The sequence below is a fragment of the Ensifer sesbaniae genome, assembly GCF_013283665.1.
Classification (GTDB): Bacteria; Pseudomonadota; Alphaproteobacteria; order Rhizobiales; family Rhizobiaceae; genus Ensifer; species Ensifer sesbaniae.
Genome location: NZ_JABEKU010000002.1, coordinates 913,434 through 929,366 on the forward strand (window position 1 = coordinate 913,434; position 15,933 = coordinate 929,366).

14 protein-coding genes are annotated in these 15,933 nt (G+C 64.4%); 10 read left to right on the forward strand and 4 right to left on the reverse strand.

Annotation, left to right across the window (positions count from 1 at the left end; all coding sequences use genetic code 11):
• The first annotated feature begins 3 nt into the window (after window positions 1-3).
• The 3 genes from BHMPCIPO_RS21920 to BHMPCIPO_RS21930 all read left to right on the forward strand — a co-directional run bounded on the left by BHMPCIPO_RS21920 (window position 4) and on the right by BHMPCIPO_RS21930 (window position 2,329).
• Window positions 4-1,326, forward strand: a complete 1,323-nt coding sequence (locus BHMPCIPO_RS21920; RefSeq protein ID WP_173518936.1) for an MFS transporter — start codon at window positions 4-6, stop codon at window positions 1,324-1,326.
• Window positions 1,323-1,475, forward strand: coding sequence for a hypothetical protein (locus BHMPCIPO_RS33865; RefSeq protein ID WP_376741682.1), 153 nt, complete (start codon window positions 1,323-1,325; stop codon window positions 1,473-1,475). Before BHMPCIPO_RS21920 ends, BHMPCIPO_RS33865 begins: the two co-directional genes overlap by 4 nt.
• A gap of 134 nt (window positions 1,476-1,609) precedes the next feature.
• Window positions 1,610-2,329, forward strand: coding sequence for a nickel/cobalt transporter (locus BHMPCIPO_RS21930; RefSeq protein ID WP_173518937.1), 720 nt, complete (start codon window positions 1,610-1,612; stop codon window positions 2,327-2,329).
• Window positions 2,330-2,337: 8 nt separating this feature from the next.
• Here the strand turns inward: BHMPCIPO_RS21930 and BHMPCIPO_RS21935 are convergent, their stop codons facing one another.
• Window positions 2,338-3,477, reverse strand: a complete 1,140-nt coding sequence (locus BHMPCIPO_RS21935) for an MFS transporter (RefSeq protein WP_210266688.1) — start codon at window positions 3,475-3,477, stop codon at window positions 2,338-2,340.
• Between the two features lie 264 nt (window positions 3,478-3,741).
• Window positions 3,742-4,344, reverse strand: coding sequence for a TetR/AcrR family transcriptional regulator (locus tag BHMPCIPO_RS21940; protein ID WP_173518938.1), 603 nt, complete (start codon window positions 4,342-4,344; stop codon window positions 3,742-3,744).
• A gap of 449 nt (window positions 4,345-4,793) precedes the next feature.
• Here BHMPCIPO_RS21940 and BHMPCIPO_RS21945 point away from each other — a divergent pair, with 449 nt between their 5' ends.
• Both BHMPCIPO_RS21945 and BHMPCIPO_RS21950 read left to right on the forward strand, forming a co-directional pair.
• A complete protein-coding gene (locus BHMPCIPO_RS21945; RefSeq protein ID WP_173518939.1) occupies window positions 4,794-7,937 on the forward strand; it encodes an efflux RND transporter permease subunit in 3,144 nt (1,047 codons plus the stop codon).
• A 15-nt stretch (window positions 7,938-7,952) separates the two neighbouring features.
• Window positions 7,953-9,104, forward strand: coding sequence for an efflux RND transporter periplasmic adaptor subunit (locus tag BHMPCIPO_RS21950; protein WP_173518940.1), 1,152 nt, complete (start codon window positions 7,953-7,955; stop codon window positions 9,102-9,104).
• A 104-nt stretch (window positions 9,105-9,208) separates the two neighbouring features.
• On the opposite strand, the gene BHMPCIPO_RS21955 is transcribed toward BHMPCIPO_RS21950, so the two are convergent.
• Window positions 9,209-9,667 (reverse strand): SRPBCC family protein, encoded by a 459-nt coding sequence (locus BHMPCIPO_RS21955; protein WP_173518941.1) that lies wholly within the window; start codon window positions 9,665-9,667, stop codon window positions 9,209-9,211.
• Between the two features lie 146 nt (window positions 9,668-9,813).
• Between BHMPCIPO_RS21955 and BHMPCIPO_RS21960 the strand changes: the two genes are divergently transcribed.
• The 4 genes from BHMPCIPO_RS21960 (at window position 9,814) to fabF (ending at window position 14,422) form a co-directional block, all read left to right on the forward strand.
• Window positions 9,814-10,872 carry an adenylate/guanylate cyclase domain-containing protein gene (locus BHMPCIPO_RS21960; protein WP_173518942.1) on the forward strand — a complete coding sequence of 353 codons (1,059 nt, stop codon included), beginning with the start codon at window positions 9,814-9,816 and terminating at the stop codon, window positions 10,870-10,872.
• Window positions 10,873-11,186: 314 nt separating this feature from the next.
• Entirely contained in the window at window positions 11,187-11,792 is a 606-nt protein-coding gene (locus BHMPCIPO_RS21965; RefSeq protein WP_173518943.1) for a TetR/AcrR family transcriptional regulator, read from the forward strand.
• A gap of 45 nt (window positions 11,793-11,837) precedes the next feature.
• Window positions 11,838-13,031, forward strand: a complete 1,194-nt coding sequence (locus tag BHMPCIPO_RS21970) for an acetyl-CoA C-acyltransferase (RefSeq protein WP_173518944.1) — start codon at window positions 11,838-11,840, stop codon at window positions 13,029-13,031.
• Window positions 13,032-13,153: 122 nt separating this feature from the next.
• A complete protein-coding gene (gene fabF, locus BHMPCIPO_RS21975; RefSeq protein WP_173518945.1) occupies window positions 13,154-14,422 on the forward strand; it encodes a beta-ketoacyl-ACP synthase II in 1,269 nt (422 codons plus the stop codon).
• Window positions 14,423-14,446: 24 nt separating this feature from the next.
• Here fabF and BHMPCIPO_RS21980 read toward each other — a convergent pair whose 3' ends face one another.
• Entirely contained in the window at window positions 14,447-14,902 is a 456-nt protein-coding gene (locus BHMPCIPO_RS21980; RefSeq protein ID WP_173518946.1) for an Lrp/AsnC family transcriptional regulator, read from the reverse strand.
• Window positions 14,903-15,018: 116 nt separating this feature from the next.
• Here BHMPCIPO_RS21980 and BHMPCIPO_RS21985 point away from each other — a divergent pair, with 116 nt between their 5' ends.
• Window positions 15,019-15,930 carry a DMT family transporter gene (locus BHMPCIPO_RS21985; protein WP_173518947.1) on the forward strand — a complete coding sequence of 304 codons (912 nt, stop codon included), beginning with the start codon at window positions 15,019-15,021 and terminating at the stop codon, window positions 15,928-15,930.
• Window positions 15,931-15,933: the final 3 nt, after the last annotated feature.

The following is a 15,933-nucleotide window of genomic DNA, read 5'->3' on the forward strand; positions in this document are numbered from 1 at the left end:
ATCATGCTGCAGATCCTTGCAAACCCGACTTATCGTCATCTGTTTCTGGCGCAGGTGATTGCGCTGATCGGAACTGGTCTCGCGACAGTCGCACTCGGGCTTCTCGCCTACGATCTGGCCGGCGCCGAGGCCGGAGCCGTGCTCGGCACCGCGCTCGCGATCAAGATGATCGCCTATGTTGGCGTGGCACCTGTCGCCGCCGCCTTCGCCGAACGGCTTCCGCGCCGTGCCATGCTCGTCTGCCTCGATCTGGTGCGCGCCGCCGTTGCGCTCCTCCTGCCGTTCGTGACGGAAATCTGGCAGGTCTATGTGCTGATTTTCGTGCTTCAGTCAGCCTCGGCCGCCTTTACCCCGACGTTCCAGGCGACCATTCCGGACGTGCTGCCGGATGAAAAGGAATACACGCGCGCCCTGTCGCTCTCGCGGCTTGCCTATGACCTGGAAAGCGTCGCAAGCCCGATGCTGGCGGCCGCGCTGCTCAGTCTGATCGACTTCCACAGCCTGTTTTCCGGCACGGTCATCGGCTTCCTCGCTTCGGCCGCCTTCGTCGTCTCGGTCGTCCTGCCGAGCCCGAAGGCCCCGGAACGCCGAGGCATCTACGACCGGACGACCCGTGGCCTGCGCATCTATCTGGCAACGCCGCGGCTTCGGGGACTGCTGGCGCTGAACCTCGCAGTCTCGGCGGCGGGGTCGATGGTCATTGTCAACACCGTGGTTCTGGTCCAGGCAGAATTCGGCCTCACACAGCGCGCCACCGCCCTGGCGCTTGCCGCCTTCGGCGGCGGCTCAATGATTGCGGCGCTGCTGCTGCCCCGCCTCCTCGACAGGACTGCGGACCGCCTCGCCATGTTTTCAGGGGCGGCGATCCTTCCCATTGGCCTGTTCATCGGCGCCTTTGTCCCAAGTTTCGTTTGGCTGGTGCCGCTGTGGCTCGTGATCGGTCTTGGCTATTCGCTGACACAGACGCCGTCCGGCCGGCTGCTGCGCCGCTCGTCACGTCCGGAGGACAGGCCGGCGCTCTTTGCCGCGCAGTTCGCCCTGTCGCATGCCTGCTGGTTGATCACCTATCCGCTTGCCGGATGGCTTGGCGCGACGGCCGGTCTGCCGGCAACCTTTGCAACACTGGGAGTGATCGCCGCGGCCGCCATCGTCGCGGCGGCACGACTTTGGCCCGCGCATGACCCGGACGAGATCGAACACGTCCACCATGACCTCGAGGAGAGACATCCCCACATCGCGGGCGCCGTGCGCGTCGACAGCGGGCACAAACACGTCCATGTCTTCGTGATCGACAGTCATCATCCCGATTGGCCGGCCGAGCGATGAGCGACCTTGGCGTCCACGCCGGGCTGTTCCTGATGGCGTTTGCAACTGCCACGATCCTGCCCGTGCAGGCAGAAGAGACGCTGGATTGGAGCGTACACAATATTGGTATCAACGGTTTGGCAAGCGGTCGCTGCTTCTCTGTTCGATGATCACAGGCGATCCGTTGACCAGCGCGGCCGGCGACATGAAAGACCCACTAACGCATTTTGTGCTGCTGGTGACGGTCGCCAAGGTGACACGGTGTCCAGCCGTGGCGACCATTACTGTGAACTGAGCATAGGCATTGCTGCAATCGATCGTAGACATCCAGCGTGACATCTATCTCGCCTTTGCGGAGCATATCAAAATGTTCGCGAACGGTGATGGTTGGGCGGCTTTCCTGGCCTTCCTGCCGATGGGGATCGTGTTTGGCGCGGTGCACGCGATGACCCCGGGCCACAGCAAGGCTGTGCTTGCCACCTACCTGACCGGAGCCTCGGCGGGCATGCGGCGCGGGCTGGTGGTCTCCCTGGCACTCTCTGCCACGCATGTGTCGATGGCCGTGATCATAGCCTTGTTCTCGCTGCCGCTGGTCTCCGTCATGCTTGGCAGCGCCGGGTCCGCACCGCTGCTCGAGAATGCGAGCCGCGGCCTGCTCGGCCTCATCGGAGCCTGGATGCTGTGGAATGCCCTCTTCCGTCCGCCGCATGTCCACGGCGAGGGGGAAGGTGTCGCCGTCGGCTTCATGGCCGGCCTGATCCCCTGCCCCCTCACACTGTTCGTCATGACCTTCGCCATGTCGCGCGGCGTGCCCGAGGCCGGGATCATGTTCGCGCTCGTCATGATGACCGGAGTAGCGCTCACGCTCTCCAGCGTGGCGCTCGCGACCGTCTTCTTCCGGACGCGAATGGAGAAACTGCTGGCGACCCGGCAAGCTCTGCTGATCCGAGCCTCAAAGGTTCTCGAGGCCTTCACCGGTCTGATCCTGATGGCCATCGCCGTGCGAGAGATCTTTATGCGCTGACGATTACGTCAGCATTCCTCCGGCGGCTTCAGCCTCCGGAACTGCATCAGCAACATGAGATCGTAAACAATCTTCAACATCCCGCAGATGAGCAGCGGCCATGCTCGGGACGAAGCGGCGAAGAGAGCGCCCGCCAGGACGGGGCTCACCGAGGCGGCGAGACTACGTGGCACTGACGTAAAGCTTGCAGCTGCGGCCCGCTCTGTCTCGGTGACGACGGCCATCACGTAGGACGAGCGCGTCGGCACGTCCATCTGCGACAATGCCGCCCGGACGAGCAGAAAGCCAAGCGCAAGCGACAATGTCGGCGCAAGCGCCGCCAGCACCAGGGCGATACTGGACGGTATATGTGTGAACACCATGGTGTTGATCAGCCCGATGCGCCGCGACAGCCATGCGGCCACAGGGAACGAGAATGCCGACAGCACGCCCGACCAGAAGAAAAAAACACCCGCCTGTGGAAGCGACAAGCCAAATCGCTCGAAAAGCCAAAGGGCGAGCAGCGATTGGACGACAAAGCCGCCCGCAAAGGCATCGAGACTGAACAGCGCCGCCAGCTTGAAAACGATATGGCGCGATGGACCCAGGGCAGCGGTCGTGCTCGCGGCTTGTACCGGACGGCGCGGGATGCGCGCGTAGAGCAGACCACCAAACAGCCCCAGAAAAGCATAAAAGACGAACATGGCCCTGATACCGCCAAGCCGGCCGAGCCCGAGCGGGGTCAAAAGATCCGGTACTGCTGCAGCAAGTCCACCAACGGCTCCGGCGATTGCGCCCACGAGACTGTAGCGCGCGAACATGCTGGTGCGTTCACGCTCCATGACTTCGCGCGTGAGCACGGCGTGCTCCAAGGGCACGAACACGCTGACACTGCCGGCCGAGGGGTTGATCGTGCCAGCGAACGCGATGACCAGCAGAAGCGCGTAATCGTGGACCACGGCAAAGACCACGCCCGTTGCGATCATCAAGCTGGCGCCAGCCAGCAGAAGGTGGCGGTGATCATGCCGGGCCCCGAGGAAGCCGACACAGATCGTCAGCAGCGCGGAACCGAGAAGCGACGCGGTGGCGATGACGCCGACCTCCAGGGGCGTAAATCCGAGCGCGAGCAGATAGACCGGCAACAGCACGGCCACGAAGCCGTCGCCCATGTCGCGCAAGGCACGCGCTGCGAAGAGGAATGTTACCGGATGAATCCGCAGCACCAATCGGGGTCTCGCAATATTTGGTCGCTTGCATCAGCGTCATGGCCTTCGCCGGTCGCCGCCTGAAGCCGCGATATGATGCGGAGCGGAGTGTCGGTTGTCACTACTGCATGTCTCCCTGAATCGACCTCGACTTGAGGACGAAGGCATGCGGAAAATCGAAGTTCTACGGTGACCCTTGCACGTCCGATAAGACGCGCAGCGCTGTACTTATTCCAAAGCAGCACCGCTCCCGGCAAAGGACAGGATCGCCGCGTCAGCGATCTCTGCAAAGCGGGCGCTCGGCCCTTCGGCGCCGCTGCATTGCTGAGCGGCGCGCGCGCCCTCGATCAAAAGCAGCAGAGTATCGCAAAGCAGTTCCGCCTCGGCGATGCCGGCCCTGCGGCAGAGCCCCACGACACGGTCACGCTGCGCATCCTTGAACATCCGGATGACCGAGCGCCCGGGATGATCCTCGTCCGTAAGCTGGACGGCGGCGCTCATCATTTCGCAGTGGCAATTGTCATCACCGAGATGCTCGGCAATCCGCAGGACCCAGGCCCTGAGCTGTTCCAATCCGTCGCCGGGATGCGCGTCTTCCAGTTCGCGCCAGAAATCGTCCATCTCCATGCCCGCGTGGCGAAGGCATTCGACGATCAACTCGTCTTTCGAACTGAAGTGGCGGTAGAGTGTCATCTTGTTGCTGCCGGCGGCATCGGCGATCGCATCGACGCCGGTCCCGCGAATGCCGTGCCGGCGGAAGAGATCACGCGCAGCCGCGACGATACGATCGCGCGGCGAACGACGTGATGGTTTGCAGGTGTCCGTTGTCATCGCGTTGGCCCGGCGTGGTCGGCCCGGAAAATCTGGCCCCTTGACGCCCTGGCATTGGTCGATAACATGCAGCGATGTTACCGACCAGTAACATTTTCGCCAGCGCGGCACGTCGAGGAATGGCCGCTTGCCGCAAAGGCCCTTTCAGATACGGCGGTAACCGCAAAAAATTCTAGCGCAGTGTCGGCGGGCGCGGTCGTCAGGCGTCTTTTAGCCTGAGCGCACGCCGCGGAGACATTTGAAGTTCGATAACGCTCGTGATTTGGGTCGATCCGGCCCATCATGATCTCGTGCTGGAGCCTGACAATGCGCATGCTGGATGGGCTTAAGGCTGGAAAATACGTCTCTGACCTGACGGTCTGCGTGGCAGGCGTGCGCGTGACCGGTTTCAAAACGTTCCGACTTGCCGCCCGAAGGGCTGGCGGCGCCCCAAAAGGATCGATCCTGCCATGATCGACTTCTTCATTCACCGGCCGATCTTCGCATCGGCGATCGCGATCATCATGACGCTCGCCGGCGGTATCTGCTATTTCCTGCTGCCGATTTCGCAGTTTCCCGACGTGACGCCGCCGCAGATCGTCGTCGCCGCCAATTATCCGGGTGCCAGCGCCCAGGTGGTTGCCGACACGGTGACGACGCCGCTCGAACAGCAGATCAACGGCGTGCCGGGCATGCTCTACATGACCTCGACGAGTTCGAACGACGGCTCGTCGCGGATCATCATCTCTTTCGAAGTGGGCTACCCGATCGACGTCGCGGCGCTCGACGTGCAGAACCGCGTCTCGCAGGCAGCCTCCTCGCTTCCCGCGCTCGTCAACCAGACCGGCGTCACCATCGCCAAGCAGATCCCCAATTTCACCGTTCTGGTGAGCCTGGATTCGCCGGACAATTCGGTCGACTTCGCCTCGGTCAGTAACTACGCCTATCTGCAGATCCTCGATCCGCTGAAACGCCTGCCTGGCATCGGCGACGTCCAGCTCTTTGGTGAGCGCCGTTATTCGATGCGCGTCTGGCTCGATCCCGACCGCATGGCCAATCTCGGCATCACTGCCGTCGACGTCCAGAACGTCATCGCCGAGCAGAACATCCAGGTCGCGGGCGGCAAGATCGGGCAGTCGCCGGCGCCAGCCGGAACGCCCTTCGAAATGCAGATCAATGCGCTTGGCCGGTTGAGTGATCCCTCGCAATTCGGCGATATCGTGCTGCGGGCCGACCAGACGACCGGGGCGACGACCAGGTTGCGCGACGTGGCGCGCATCGAACTCGGGGCACTGCTCTATTCGTCGTCCGTCACCTTCAACGGCAAGGAGAGCGTGGTGCTTGCCGTGTTCCAGGCGCCGGGCTCCAACGCGCTCGACCTGCAGAGCCGCGTGCAGGCGAAAATGGACGAGCTTTCGCAGCGCTTCCCAACAGGCATCGCCTACCACATGTTCTACGACACCACGCGGTTCGTCTCGGCGGCGATGAAAGATGTCGTCTTCACGCTGCTCGAGGCGCTTTCACTCGTCGTTTTCGTCGTCTTCCTCTTCCTGCAGAACCTGCGCACCACGATCATCCCGACGATCGCCATTCCGGTCTCGCTGATCGCGACGCTCGTCGTCATGTATCTGCTGGGCTTCTCGCTGAACATGCTGAGCCTGCTCGGCATGGTGCTCGCCATCGGCCTCGTGGTCGACGATGCGATCGTCGTCGTCGAGAACGTCGAAAGGCAGTTGGAGTCCGGCCTGCCGCCACTTGCCGCCACGCGCAAGGCCATGCAGGAGGTCACGGGCCCGATCATCGCGACGACGGCGGTGCTTCTCGCCGTCTTTGTGCCGGTCGCCTTCATTCCGGGCGTTGCCGGTAGCCTTTACAACCAGTTTGCCCTGACGGTCGCGATTTCGGTTGCTTTCTCTGCCTTCAATTCGCTGACCCTCAGCCCGGCGTTGAGCGCCGCCTTTCTGCGCTATCGCGGCGAGCCGCGCTTTGCCCCCTTCCGCTGGTTCAACACCGGCTTCCATGCGCTGTCGCACGGCTATGCGCGCAGCGTCGCCGGGCTCGTGCGCTGGCACTGGGCGCTGTTTGCCCTCTTCCTGCTGGCGATCGGCTCCACCTACGCGTTGTGGCAGCGCACCCCCTCGACCTTCCTGCCGGTCGAGGACCAAGGCTATTTCTTTGTGGTCATCCAGCTTCCGGATGGCGCCTCGCTCGAACGCACCGAGGCCGTCGCGCGCCGATCCGAGGAAATCCTTCGCGGCACCGCAGGCGTCGATTTCGTCGGTTCCGTCGTCGGCTTCAATTTCCTGTCCTTCGCCGCCCAGTCGAACTCCGCCGTGCAATTCGCCGTGCTGAAACCATGGGACGAGCGGCCACCGGAACAGGGCGCCTCGGCGCTGCGCGAGGCCGTGCAGCCGCAGCTTCTGCAGATCCCGGATGCGCTCGTGCTTGCCTTCGATCCGCCGTCGATCCAGGGGCTGGGCGCTACGGGCGGTTTCGAATTCCAGGTGGAGGATCTGGGCGGACGCAGCGCCCAAGCGCTAAACGACGCAACGCAGGCGCTGATTGCCGAGGCGCGCAAGCAGCCGGAGATCAATCCCTACCAGCTCTTCACCACCTTCAGCACGTCGAGCCCGCAGTTCGACTATGACCTCGACCGCGACAAGGCAAAGCTCCTCGGGCTCACGCTGCCCGATATCTTCAACACGCTGCAGATCTATTTCGGTTCGCTCTATGTCAACGACTTCAACCTCTTCGGCCGCACCTTCCGCGTGACGCTGCAGGCCGACCAGGGCGCCCGGGCCTCGGCCACGGATCTTTCGCGCCTCTATGTGCGCAACGCCCGGGGTGAAATGGTGCCGCTCAACACGCTCGGAGCCTTCAGGCCGACGGTCGGTCCCGAGACCGTCACCCACTACAACAACTACCCGTCGGCGCTGATCAACGGTGCGGCAGCGCCCGGCTTCAGCTCGAGCCAGGCAGTGGCGGCGATGGAGCGCGTGGCCCGTACGACGCTGCCGCGGGACTACACATTCGAGTGGACCGGCATTACCTATCAGGAGATCCGGGCAGGCTCGATCGCCGCGCTCGTCTTTGCGCTCGCGCTCGTATTCTGCTTCCTGATCCTGGCCGCCCAGTATGAAAGCTGGTCGATGCCCTTCATGGTGCTGCTTTCGGTGCCGCTCGCGCTTCTGGGTGCGCTTTCGGCGCTGTGGCTGCGTGGAATGCAGATCGATGTCTATTCGCAGATCGGTTTCGTGATGCTGGTAGGACTTGCTGCCAAGAACGCCATTCTGATCGTCGAATTCGCCCGTCGCCGGCGCGAGGAAGGGCTCGACGTGGTCGCCGCGGCGGCGGAAGCGGCACGCCTGCGCCTGCGGCCGATCCTGATGACGGCCTTCGCCTTCATCCTCGGCGTGCTGCCGCTGATGTACGCCAGAGGCGCGGGTGCCGCCAGCCGCCAGTCGATCGGCACCACGGTCTTCGGCGGCATGCTGGTGGCGACCATTCTCACACTCATTTTCGTCCCGGTCTTCTACGCGGTCATCGAGCAATGGCGGGAGGGGGTCTCGTCCAAACCGGTGGGTGCGAGCCAAGAGCCGGAGGCGGCGGAATAGGAATTGGAGCCTGACATGCGTGGTTCGAAACTGGTCCTTGCCGCAGCGGTCGTGAGCGCCTCCCTCGCCGCGGCCTATCACTACAAGAACGGAGGCTTTGAGCTCAAAGGCGGCGATGCTGGCGCTGCGGTGGGACCGCCGCAGCAGGCGATGCCCGTTCCCGTCGCGGCGGTCGTCAAGAAGACGGTCCCGATCTACCTCGACTATTCGGCGCGCACCGAGGCGATCCGCAACGTGACGCTTCGCGCCAAGGTCACCGGCTATATCGAGTCACAGGCGGTGCCTGACGGTTCGGATGTGAAGCAGGGCGACCTTCTCTACCGGATCGACGCCCGCGACTATCGCGCTGAACTCGATCAGGCCAAGGCCCAGGTCGAGCGCGATGAGGCATCGCTTGCCTACCTTCGTTCCAATCTCACGCGCGGCAATGAACTCGCGACCACCGGCTATCTCGACAGAGACAGTTTCGACCAGCGCCAGAGTGCCGTGCACCAGGCAGAAGCGGCGCTTGCCATGTCGCGGGCAGCGGTCCGCACCGCCGAGATCAACCTCGACTACACCGAGATCCACGCTCCCTTCGCCGGCCGCCTGGGCCGCAACCAGGCGCCGGAGGGCACACTGGTCAGCAACACGACCGGAACGCCGCTCAACAACCTGGTGCAGCTTTCGCCGATCTACGTCTCGTTCAACCCGAGCGAGTCCGAGCTCGCCAACATCCAGAGGGCGCGGGCGAAAGGCAAGGTGGAGGCCGAAGTGCTTCTGCCAGGCGATACCGAGCCGCGGTATCGCGGCGACCTCAGCTTCATCAACAATACGGTCGAGGGCAATACCGGGACGGTCGTGGCGCGCGTGACGATCGACAACAAGGACCTGACCCTGCTCCCCGGCCAATATGTCCGCGTGCGGCTGAAGATCAGGGATGAACAGAACGTCCTGATGGTGCCGGAAACGGCGCTCGGTTCGAGCCAGCTCGGTAAATACGTCTATGTCGTCGGCAAGGGCGACACGGTCGAACAGCGGCTGGTCTCCCTCGGCCCGACGAGCGGCAACCTCATCGGCCTGACATCAGGGGTTTCGGAGGGCGATCGGGTGATCGCCGGAAACCTGCAGAAGATCTTCCCCGGCGCTCCGGTCAAGCCGATGCCTGCGGAACAGGCGCAGAAGTAGCGGCTCTCGACGACCTGCGGGAGCCGGTGCCCATTCCGGCGAAGGCCGTCATGCCTACGCGTCGGTGGCGGATGTCACGCCAGGTGCCCTTTTGAGAGAGGTGGTCAGCTGCTGCTGCCGTCACGGCCGAGCCATGGATCCGGCCCGGGATCGCGCCCCGACGCGACCTGCCCCAAGCGCTCCAGATAGTGCGCCCAACCTTCCGCATGGCCGGCGCATTGCTCGGAATTGGGCAATCCCGTGTGGGTGAGACGCAGCAACGTGCCATCCGGTTGTTCGATCAGGTCGATCTCGACCAGACTGGAACCGGGCGGGACGATGTCACTGCCTTCCCAGCCGAAGCTGTAGGCGAGCCGATGCACCGGCACGACCTCACGGAAAGAACCGCGGGCAAAGCGTGCACCGGTCACGTTGACGAGATAGAGACCGCCGGGCTCCGCCTTGGTGTCGGCCTCCGTTCCCATCCAACGGAGGATCTTCTCCGGATCGGTCAGAAGCGCGAAGACGGCGGCAGGCGGTGCCTGAATATGCGTTTCGCGGCGGACGACGAGGGCTTCCTGCATCGGTTTTCCCTTCGCTGTTTGGCCTGCCCACCGGTTCTTAAAAGAGAAAGCACGGAACCCGGGCTGCCGCGATCATAGACCCGCGCGGCCGATGGCGCCACCGGCATGGCTCTTGCCCGAACGGGTCCCGGCACTATCATTCTGGCATGGATTTGTCCGCACCCCTCGCCTGGCTGGTGGATGAAGCAAGCGCCGTGTCTGAACCGGACCGCTTCCTGGCGCAGCTTGGACACCTGCTTGTCGCCGACGAACTGCCGCTTGCCGGTGGTGCCCTCACCCTTTCCGTGCCGCACCCGATCATCGCCCGCCGCAGCTGGTTGTGGCGGGCGGAGACCGGTGTGGTGATAGAAAGCCTGGGCTTTGCGGGCGCAGTCTCCGACCGGGCAGGTCAAGATTGGCTGGCCGGGCTGGGACCGGTGCTGGTACAACCAACCGGCTCCGGAACGGACCGAGCGACGCTCGGTTGGGCCGGTACCCGGCCTTTCGATCCAGCCGAGAGGGCAAAGCTTCGTCAGGTGGCCCGCTTTGCCGCCGCGCCCTTGGCCGCACTCGTCGAGCGGGCAGCGCTCGCTGCACTGCTCGAAGCCTATCTCGGCCGCCGCAGCGCCGCCCGCGTCCGGGCCGGGGCGCTCACCCGTGGAACCGGGGAAACCATTCGTGCAGCATTGTTTTACGCCGACCTGCGCAATTTCACCGTTCTGTCCGAAGCGACGGAACCCGCTTTGGTGATCGCGGCGCTCGACGCCTGGTTCGATCGCGTGGCCGGCGCGATCCATGCCTTTGGCGGCGAGGTGTTGAAATTCATCGGCGATGGCGTCCTGGCGATTTTTCCGGTCACTGGCTCGCCGACCGAAGCCTGTGATGCGGCTTTGCACGCGGTCACGGCCGCTCGCGCCGGCATGGCGCATCTCGATGCGACACGGCAGGCCGAGGGCCTAGCGCCGCTCTCCTTCGGCGTGGCCCTGCATCTCGGCGACATTCTCTGGGGCAATATCGGCGCAGCCGACCGGCTCGATTTCACCGCCATCGGTTCGGCAGTCAATCTCGTCAGCCGCCTCGAGGGATTGTGCCGGCCGCTCGGCCAGTCGGTGCTGATCTCGGGCGCAGTCGCCGCAGCGACCTCGACTCCGCTCCTGCCGCTCGGCGATCACACCTTGCGCGGCATCGCAACACCTTGCTCCGTCTTCACCCTGCCGGATGCGTAGGGCCGTCGTTGGGCTACCGGTCAGAGCGCGCTTGACGAGAGTTGGCCTGAAGGCCAGCAGTCATGTGCTGCCACGGCATACGTTTGAACGCGATGCTGAAGGCGGCTTGCGAGGCGTAGCCGACGGACTGCGCGGCATGGGCGGCAACAATCTGCCATCAGAAGGCGACGACCGGTGTGCGGCTAGGCGCCTGGAGCTTGCACGTCGTGGCCACTCAAGCGGCCACTAAGATTTCGATCACCATCTATACTTGACGAATAGATGGTGATCACAATATAACCTCACTGTTCGCATTTCCTTGACGGGAGCAGGCAATGAGAGTGAGCCGCGCACAGGCGGAGGAAAACCGCCGAACGGTCATCGACGTCGCCAGTCGCCTCTTTCGGGAGAGAGGCTTCGACGGCATCGGCCTGAACGACCTGATGAAGGGCGCCGGCCTGACCCAAGGCGGCTTCTACAAGCAATTCGAATCCAAGGACGACCTCATCGTTCAGGCCTCCTCCAAGGCCTTGGAGAAGGGCGTCGCGAACTGGGCCGGGGTCGTTTCCAAAGCGGCCGGCAAGCCGCTTCGCGCCCTGCTCCGCTTCTACCTGTCGGATGCGCATCGCCACGAAAAGGCGGAGGGATGCGCCTTGGCAGCGCTCGCGCCGGAGGCTGCCCGCCGCGGCAAGGCCCTTCGCCAGGTTTTCGAGGCCGGCGTCGAAAGCCATCTCGATATTCTCGATGGCATGATGACACCTGCGCCGGGGCACGAGGTACGTGACCAATCGATCGTCGCGCTCTCGACCATGGTCGGTGCGCTGATGCTGTCTCGGGCCGTCGACGACGAGCAACTCTCCAATCGGTTCCTCAAAGCGGCCGCGGACCATCTGTATCCGGAACCGTTTACCGGGGACGCCTCCCAACATCTGCCTCGGTGAGCGGCGGGAACCGCACCGTCATTTTCCAGCCGGAAAGGTTTCGACATGTCCAGTCCCATTGATCCGATCGTCATCGTATCGGCGGTGCGCACGCCGCTTGGCCGCTTTCTTGGCGATCTGGCACCGGCCCAGGCGAGCGCGCTTGGCGCCCACGTCATCCGCGCGGCACTCGAACGGGCACAGCTCCCTCCCGATCGGCCGGACGAGGTGTTGATGGGTTGTGTGCTTCCCGCCGGCCAGGGACAGGCACCGGCAAGGCAGGCAGCCCGCAGCGCCGGCCTGCCCGATTCCGTCGGCGCCACCACGATCAACAAGGTCTGCGGTTCCGGCATGAAGGCGACAATGCTGGCGCATGATCTCATTCTCGCCGGACCGATCGATGTCGCGGTCGCCGGCGGCATGGAGTCGATGTCGAACGCGCCCTATCTGCTCCCCAAGGCGCGGGCCGGCTATCGCGCCGGGCATGACCGGATCTTCGACCATATGATGCTCGATGGCTTGGAAGATGCCTATGAGCCCGGCCGCCCGATGGGCGATTTCGGCGAGGCGGCGGCCGAGGCCTATGGGTTCAGCCGCGCCGATCAGGACGCCTATGCGGTGGAGACGCTGACACGCGCCCGTGCCGCGATCGAAACGGGGGCCTTTGCCGACGAGATCGCACCGATCACCGTCGCTGCCAAGGGGGCAGACAAGGTCATCGCTAGCGACGAACATCCGCTGAAAGTGTCGCCCGAAAAGATCCCGAACTTGAAACCCGCCTTTCGCGCCAACGGCACGATCACGGCCGCCAGCGCGTCGGCCAATGCCGATGGCGCGGCCGCTCTCGTCCTGACCCGCCGCTCGATCGCCGAGCGCGAAGGCATGCCGATTCTCGCTGAAATCAGGGCGCATGCGACGCACAGTCAGGAACCCGCCTGGTACACCACGGCGCCTGTTCCCGCGATCCGCAAGCTATTGGAAAAGACCGGCTGGAGCGTCGATGACGTTGATCTGTTCGAAATCAACGAAGCCTTCGCCGTCGTCGCCATGGCCGCGGCCAAGGACCTTGGCATCGCCCGCGACCGGCTGAACGTCAATGGCGGCGCCTGCGCGCTCGGCCACCCGATCGGTGCCACCGGCGCGCGGCTGATCGTGACCCTGCTTCACGCCTTGGCGCGACGGGGGCTTTCGAAAGGCGTCGCGGCCCTCTGTATCGGCGGCGGTGAGGCCACCGCGATCGCCATCGAGCGCCCACGCTGAGAGCAGATCAAAAGGGACGTCCGCGCTGCTGCACGCTCGTTGCGGCCCGCAAACCAGAGCAATTTCAGAACAACACGAATGGTTTTCCGTTCGGGTTGCGTAAACCCAGGTCAGGAGAATCGATGCGTCGCATCGTCGTAACAGGAATGGGGGCCATCAGCCCTTTGGCAGCGGGCGTAGAGGCAAGCTGGTCGCGGCTTCTTGCCGGACACTCGGGGCTTCGGCGTCTGCCGGATGAGGTCGTCGCCGACCTTGGCAGCAAGATCGCCGGGACGGTGCCTACGCCTGCCGACGACGCGGAGGCTGGCTTCGATCCCGATCGGATCGTTCCGCCGAAGGACCAGCGCAAGATGGACCGCTTCATCCTGCTGGCGCTGGCGGCGGCGGAAGAGGCAATCGAGCAGTCCGGCTGGAAGCCTGCAAGTGCGACCGAACAGCAGCGCACGGCCACGGTGATCGCGTCCGGCATCGGCGGCTTCCCGGCAATCTCGGAGGCGGTCCGCACGGTCGACCAGCGCGGCGTGCGGCGGCTCTCGCCCTTCACCGTACCCTCGTTTCTCGTGAACCTCGCCGCCGGCCAGGTTTCGATCCGTCACGGTTTCAAAGGGCCGATCGGCGCGCCGGTGACCGCCTGCGCCGCAGGTGTCCAGGCCATCGGCGACGCGGCCCGGATGATCCGCGCGCACGAGGCGGATATCGCGATCTGCGGCGGGGCGGAAGCCTGCATCAACACCATCAGCCTCGGCGGTTTCGCCGCCGCCCGCTCCCTGTCGACCGGATTCAACGAGACGCCTCATCGCGCCTCGCGGCCGTTCGATATCGATCGTGACGGTTTCGTCATGGGTGAAGGCGCCGGCATCGTCGTGATCGAGGCGCTGGAGCACGCATTGGCGCGCGGCGCGACGCCGATCGCCGAACTCGTCGGCTACGGCACGACGGCGGATGCCCACCACATCACCTCGGGCCCGGAGGACGGTGCGGGAGCCCGACGGGCTATGGAGATCGCCATCGCCCAGGCCGGCCTTCGGCCAGGCGATATCCGTCACCTCAATGCCCATGCGACCTCGACGCCCGTCGGCGACAGGGGCGAAATCGAGGCGATCAAATCGGTCTTCGGCCGCAACGGAGAAATCGCCGTCAGCGCGACGAAATCCGCGACCGGACATCTGCTGGGTGCAGCCGGTGGTCTGGAGGCAGTCTTTACCGTGCTTGCGCTGCGCGACCAGACGGTGCCGCCGACGCTCAACCTCGAAACGCCGGATCCGGCTGCCGATGGCATCGACATCGTCTCCGGGGCGGCACGAAAGATGCCGCTCGATCATGCCATCTCCAACGGCTTCGGGTTCGGTGGCGTCAACGCCAGCGTCATCTTCCGACGTTGGGCGGCGTGACGAGGCCCGGCACTCGCTGGCCGCTCACAGACGCGGAAAGACGGTCGCGCGCTTGACCGTGCCATAGGCAAAGCTCGTATCGATCGCCGCAATGCCCTCGATATTGTGCAACTGCGTGCGGACGAACTGTTCGTAGTCCTTGAGGCTTGTCACCAGGACACGCAGCAGATAATCCGCCTCGCCGGTCATGACGTAACAATCCTGGATGTTGTCGATCGTTCTTACCTTGCGTTCGAAGGCGGCGACGGAGGCTTCGGAATGGCGCTCCAGGCGGATGCGGACGAAGGCCGTGATCGGCAGACCATAGGCCTCCTCGTCGACGATCGCCGTATAGCCCTTGATGATCTTCGCCTCTTCGAGCAAACGCAGCCGCCTGAGGCACGGCGACGGCGACAGCGCGACCTTCTCGGAAAGGTCCTGATTGGAAAGGCGGCCGTCCTTCTGCAGCGCCCAGATGATCTGCCTGTCCTTTTCGTCCATTCACCCCTCCCCGTTGGCAGATTCTGCCAATATCCATGTGCTAGGCCAGTGAAATAGCAAGAAATCGACTGCCCGAGAAGCATATCATGTGAGCCATCCAGACAGCGAGGCCCCGCATGACCGATGTGACGTCAGATTTCCAGCAACCGAGAACCGGATGGCTGACACCGACGGCAACCGGCTACGTCGTGCTCTCTATCGTCGTCTTGGTCTGGGCAGGTTTTGCGCTGACCATGCGGGCGATCGGGGCATCGCCGCTCGCCACCGCCGACGTCGCCGTCATCCGCTTCGCGATCCCCATCATCGCTTTGCTGCCGGCCATTCCCCAGCGGCTCTCCGCGCTTCGCAAGGTCGAGCTACGGGATGCGTCCCTGGTCTTGCTCGGCGGCGTGCCGTTCTTCTTCGTCGTCTCCGAGGGTGCCAAGGCGACATCCGCGGCCCATGTCGGCGCGCTGGTTGCCGGAACGACGCCGCTTTCCGTTGCCTTGCTCGCCTTTCTGCTCGAGCGAAAGGGCGTTGCGAGGAAGCGCTGGCTGCCGCTGGCGCTGATCCTCGCCGGCGTCATCGGCATCGTCGCCGGGCAGCAGCATGCGGTAACGACCGAGACGCTCAGCGGCGTCGGCCTGCTGCTGATCGCGAGCCTTTTCTGGGGCGCCTATACGATCGGCCTTCGCCGCACCGGCGTGGATGCGATCAGCAACGGTCTGCTGCTCTCCATAGGCTCGCTCGTCATCCTCGCCCCGCTGCTGCTCACGGGCGCCGTCACGACGCAAATCGGGCAATTTTCCTGGCACCAGGCCCTGCCCTTCATTCTGGTCCAGGGGCTCGGCGTCGGTCTCGTCTCGACCGTCGGCTACGCCTTCGCGATTTCGCGGCTCGGCGCTGCCAGAAGCGCGACGCTCGGCTCACTCGCACCGGCGCTTGCCAGCCTGATGGCCATTCCGATCCTCGGCGAGGCCCTCGCGCTCGCGACCGCCATCGGCATCCTGGTCATCACCACGGGCGTGATCCTGGCAAACCGCCATTAGTTT

Bases quoted from the DNA above. Each gene is read 5' to 3' on its own strand.
- BHMPCIPO_RS21920 (WP_173518936.1), top strand. From the start codon at position 4: ATGCTGCAGATCCTTGCAAACCCGACTTATCGTCATCTGTTTCTGGCG.
- BHMPCIPO_RS33865 (WP_376741682.1), top strand. From the start codon at position 1,323: ATGAGCGACCTTGGCGTCCACGCCGGGCTGTTCCTGATGGCGTTTGCA.
- BHMPCIPO_RS21935 (WP_210266688.1), bottom strand. From the start codon at position 3,477: ATGGGCGACGGCTTCGTGGCCGTGCTGTTGCCGGTCTATCTGCTCGCG.
- BHMPCIPO_RS21940 (WP_173518938.1), bottom strand. From the start codon at position 4,344: ATGACAACGGACACCTGCAAACCATCACGTCGTTCGCCGCGCGATCGT.
- BHMPCIPO_RS21945 (WP_173518939.1), top strand. From the start codon at position 4,794: ATGATCGACTTCTTCATTCACCGGCCGATCTTCGCATCGGCGATCGCG.
- BHMPCIPO_RS21950 (WP_173518940.1), top strand. From the start codon at position 7,953: ATGCGTGGTTCGAAACTGGTCCTTGCCGCAGCGGTCGTGAGCGCCTCC.
- BHMPCIPO_RS21955 (WP_173518941.1), bottom strand. From the start codon at position 9,667: ATGCAGGAAGCCCTCGTCGTCCGCCGCGAAACGCATATTCAGGCACCG.
- BHMPCIPO_RS21960 (WP_173518942.1), top strand. From the start codon at position 9,814: ATGGATTTGTCCGCACCCCTCGCCTGGCTGGTGGATGAAGCAAGCGCC.
- BHMPCIPO_RS21965 (WP_173518943.1), top strand. From the start codon at position 11,187: ATGAGAGTGAGCCGCGCACAGGCGGAGGAAAACCGCCGAACGGTCATC.
- BHMPCIPO_RS21970 (WP_173518944.1), top strand. From the start codon at position 11,838: ATGTCCAGTCCCATTGATCCGATCGTCATCGTATCGGCGGTGCGCACG.
- fabF (WP_173518945.1), top strand. From the start codon at position 13,154: ATGCGTCGCATCGTCGTAACAGGAATGGGGGCCATCAGCCCTTTGGCA.
- BHMPCIPO_RS21980 (WP_173518946.1), bottom strand. From the start codon at position 14,902: ATGGACGAAAAGGACAGGCAGATCATCTGGGCGCTGCAGAAGGACGGC.
- BHMPCIPO_RS21985 (WP_173518947.1), top strand. From the start codon at position 15,019: ATGACCGATGTGACGTCAGATTTCCAGCAACCGAGAACCGGATGGCTG.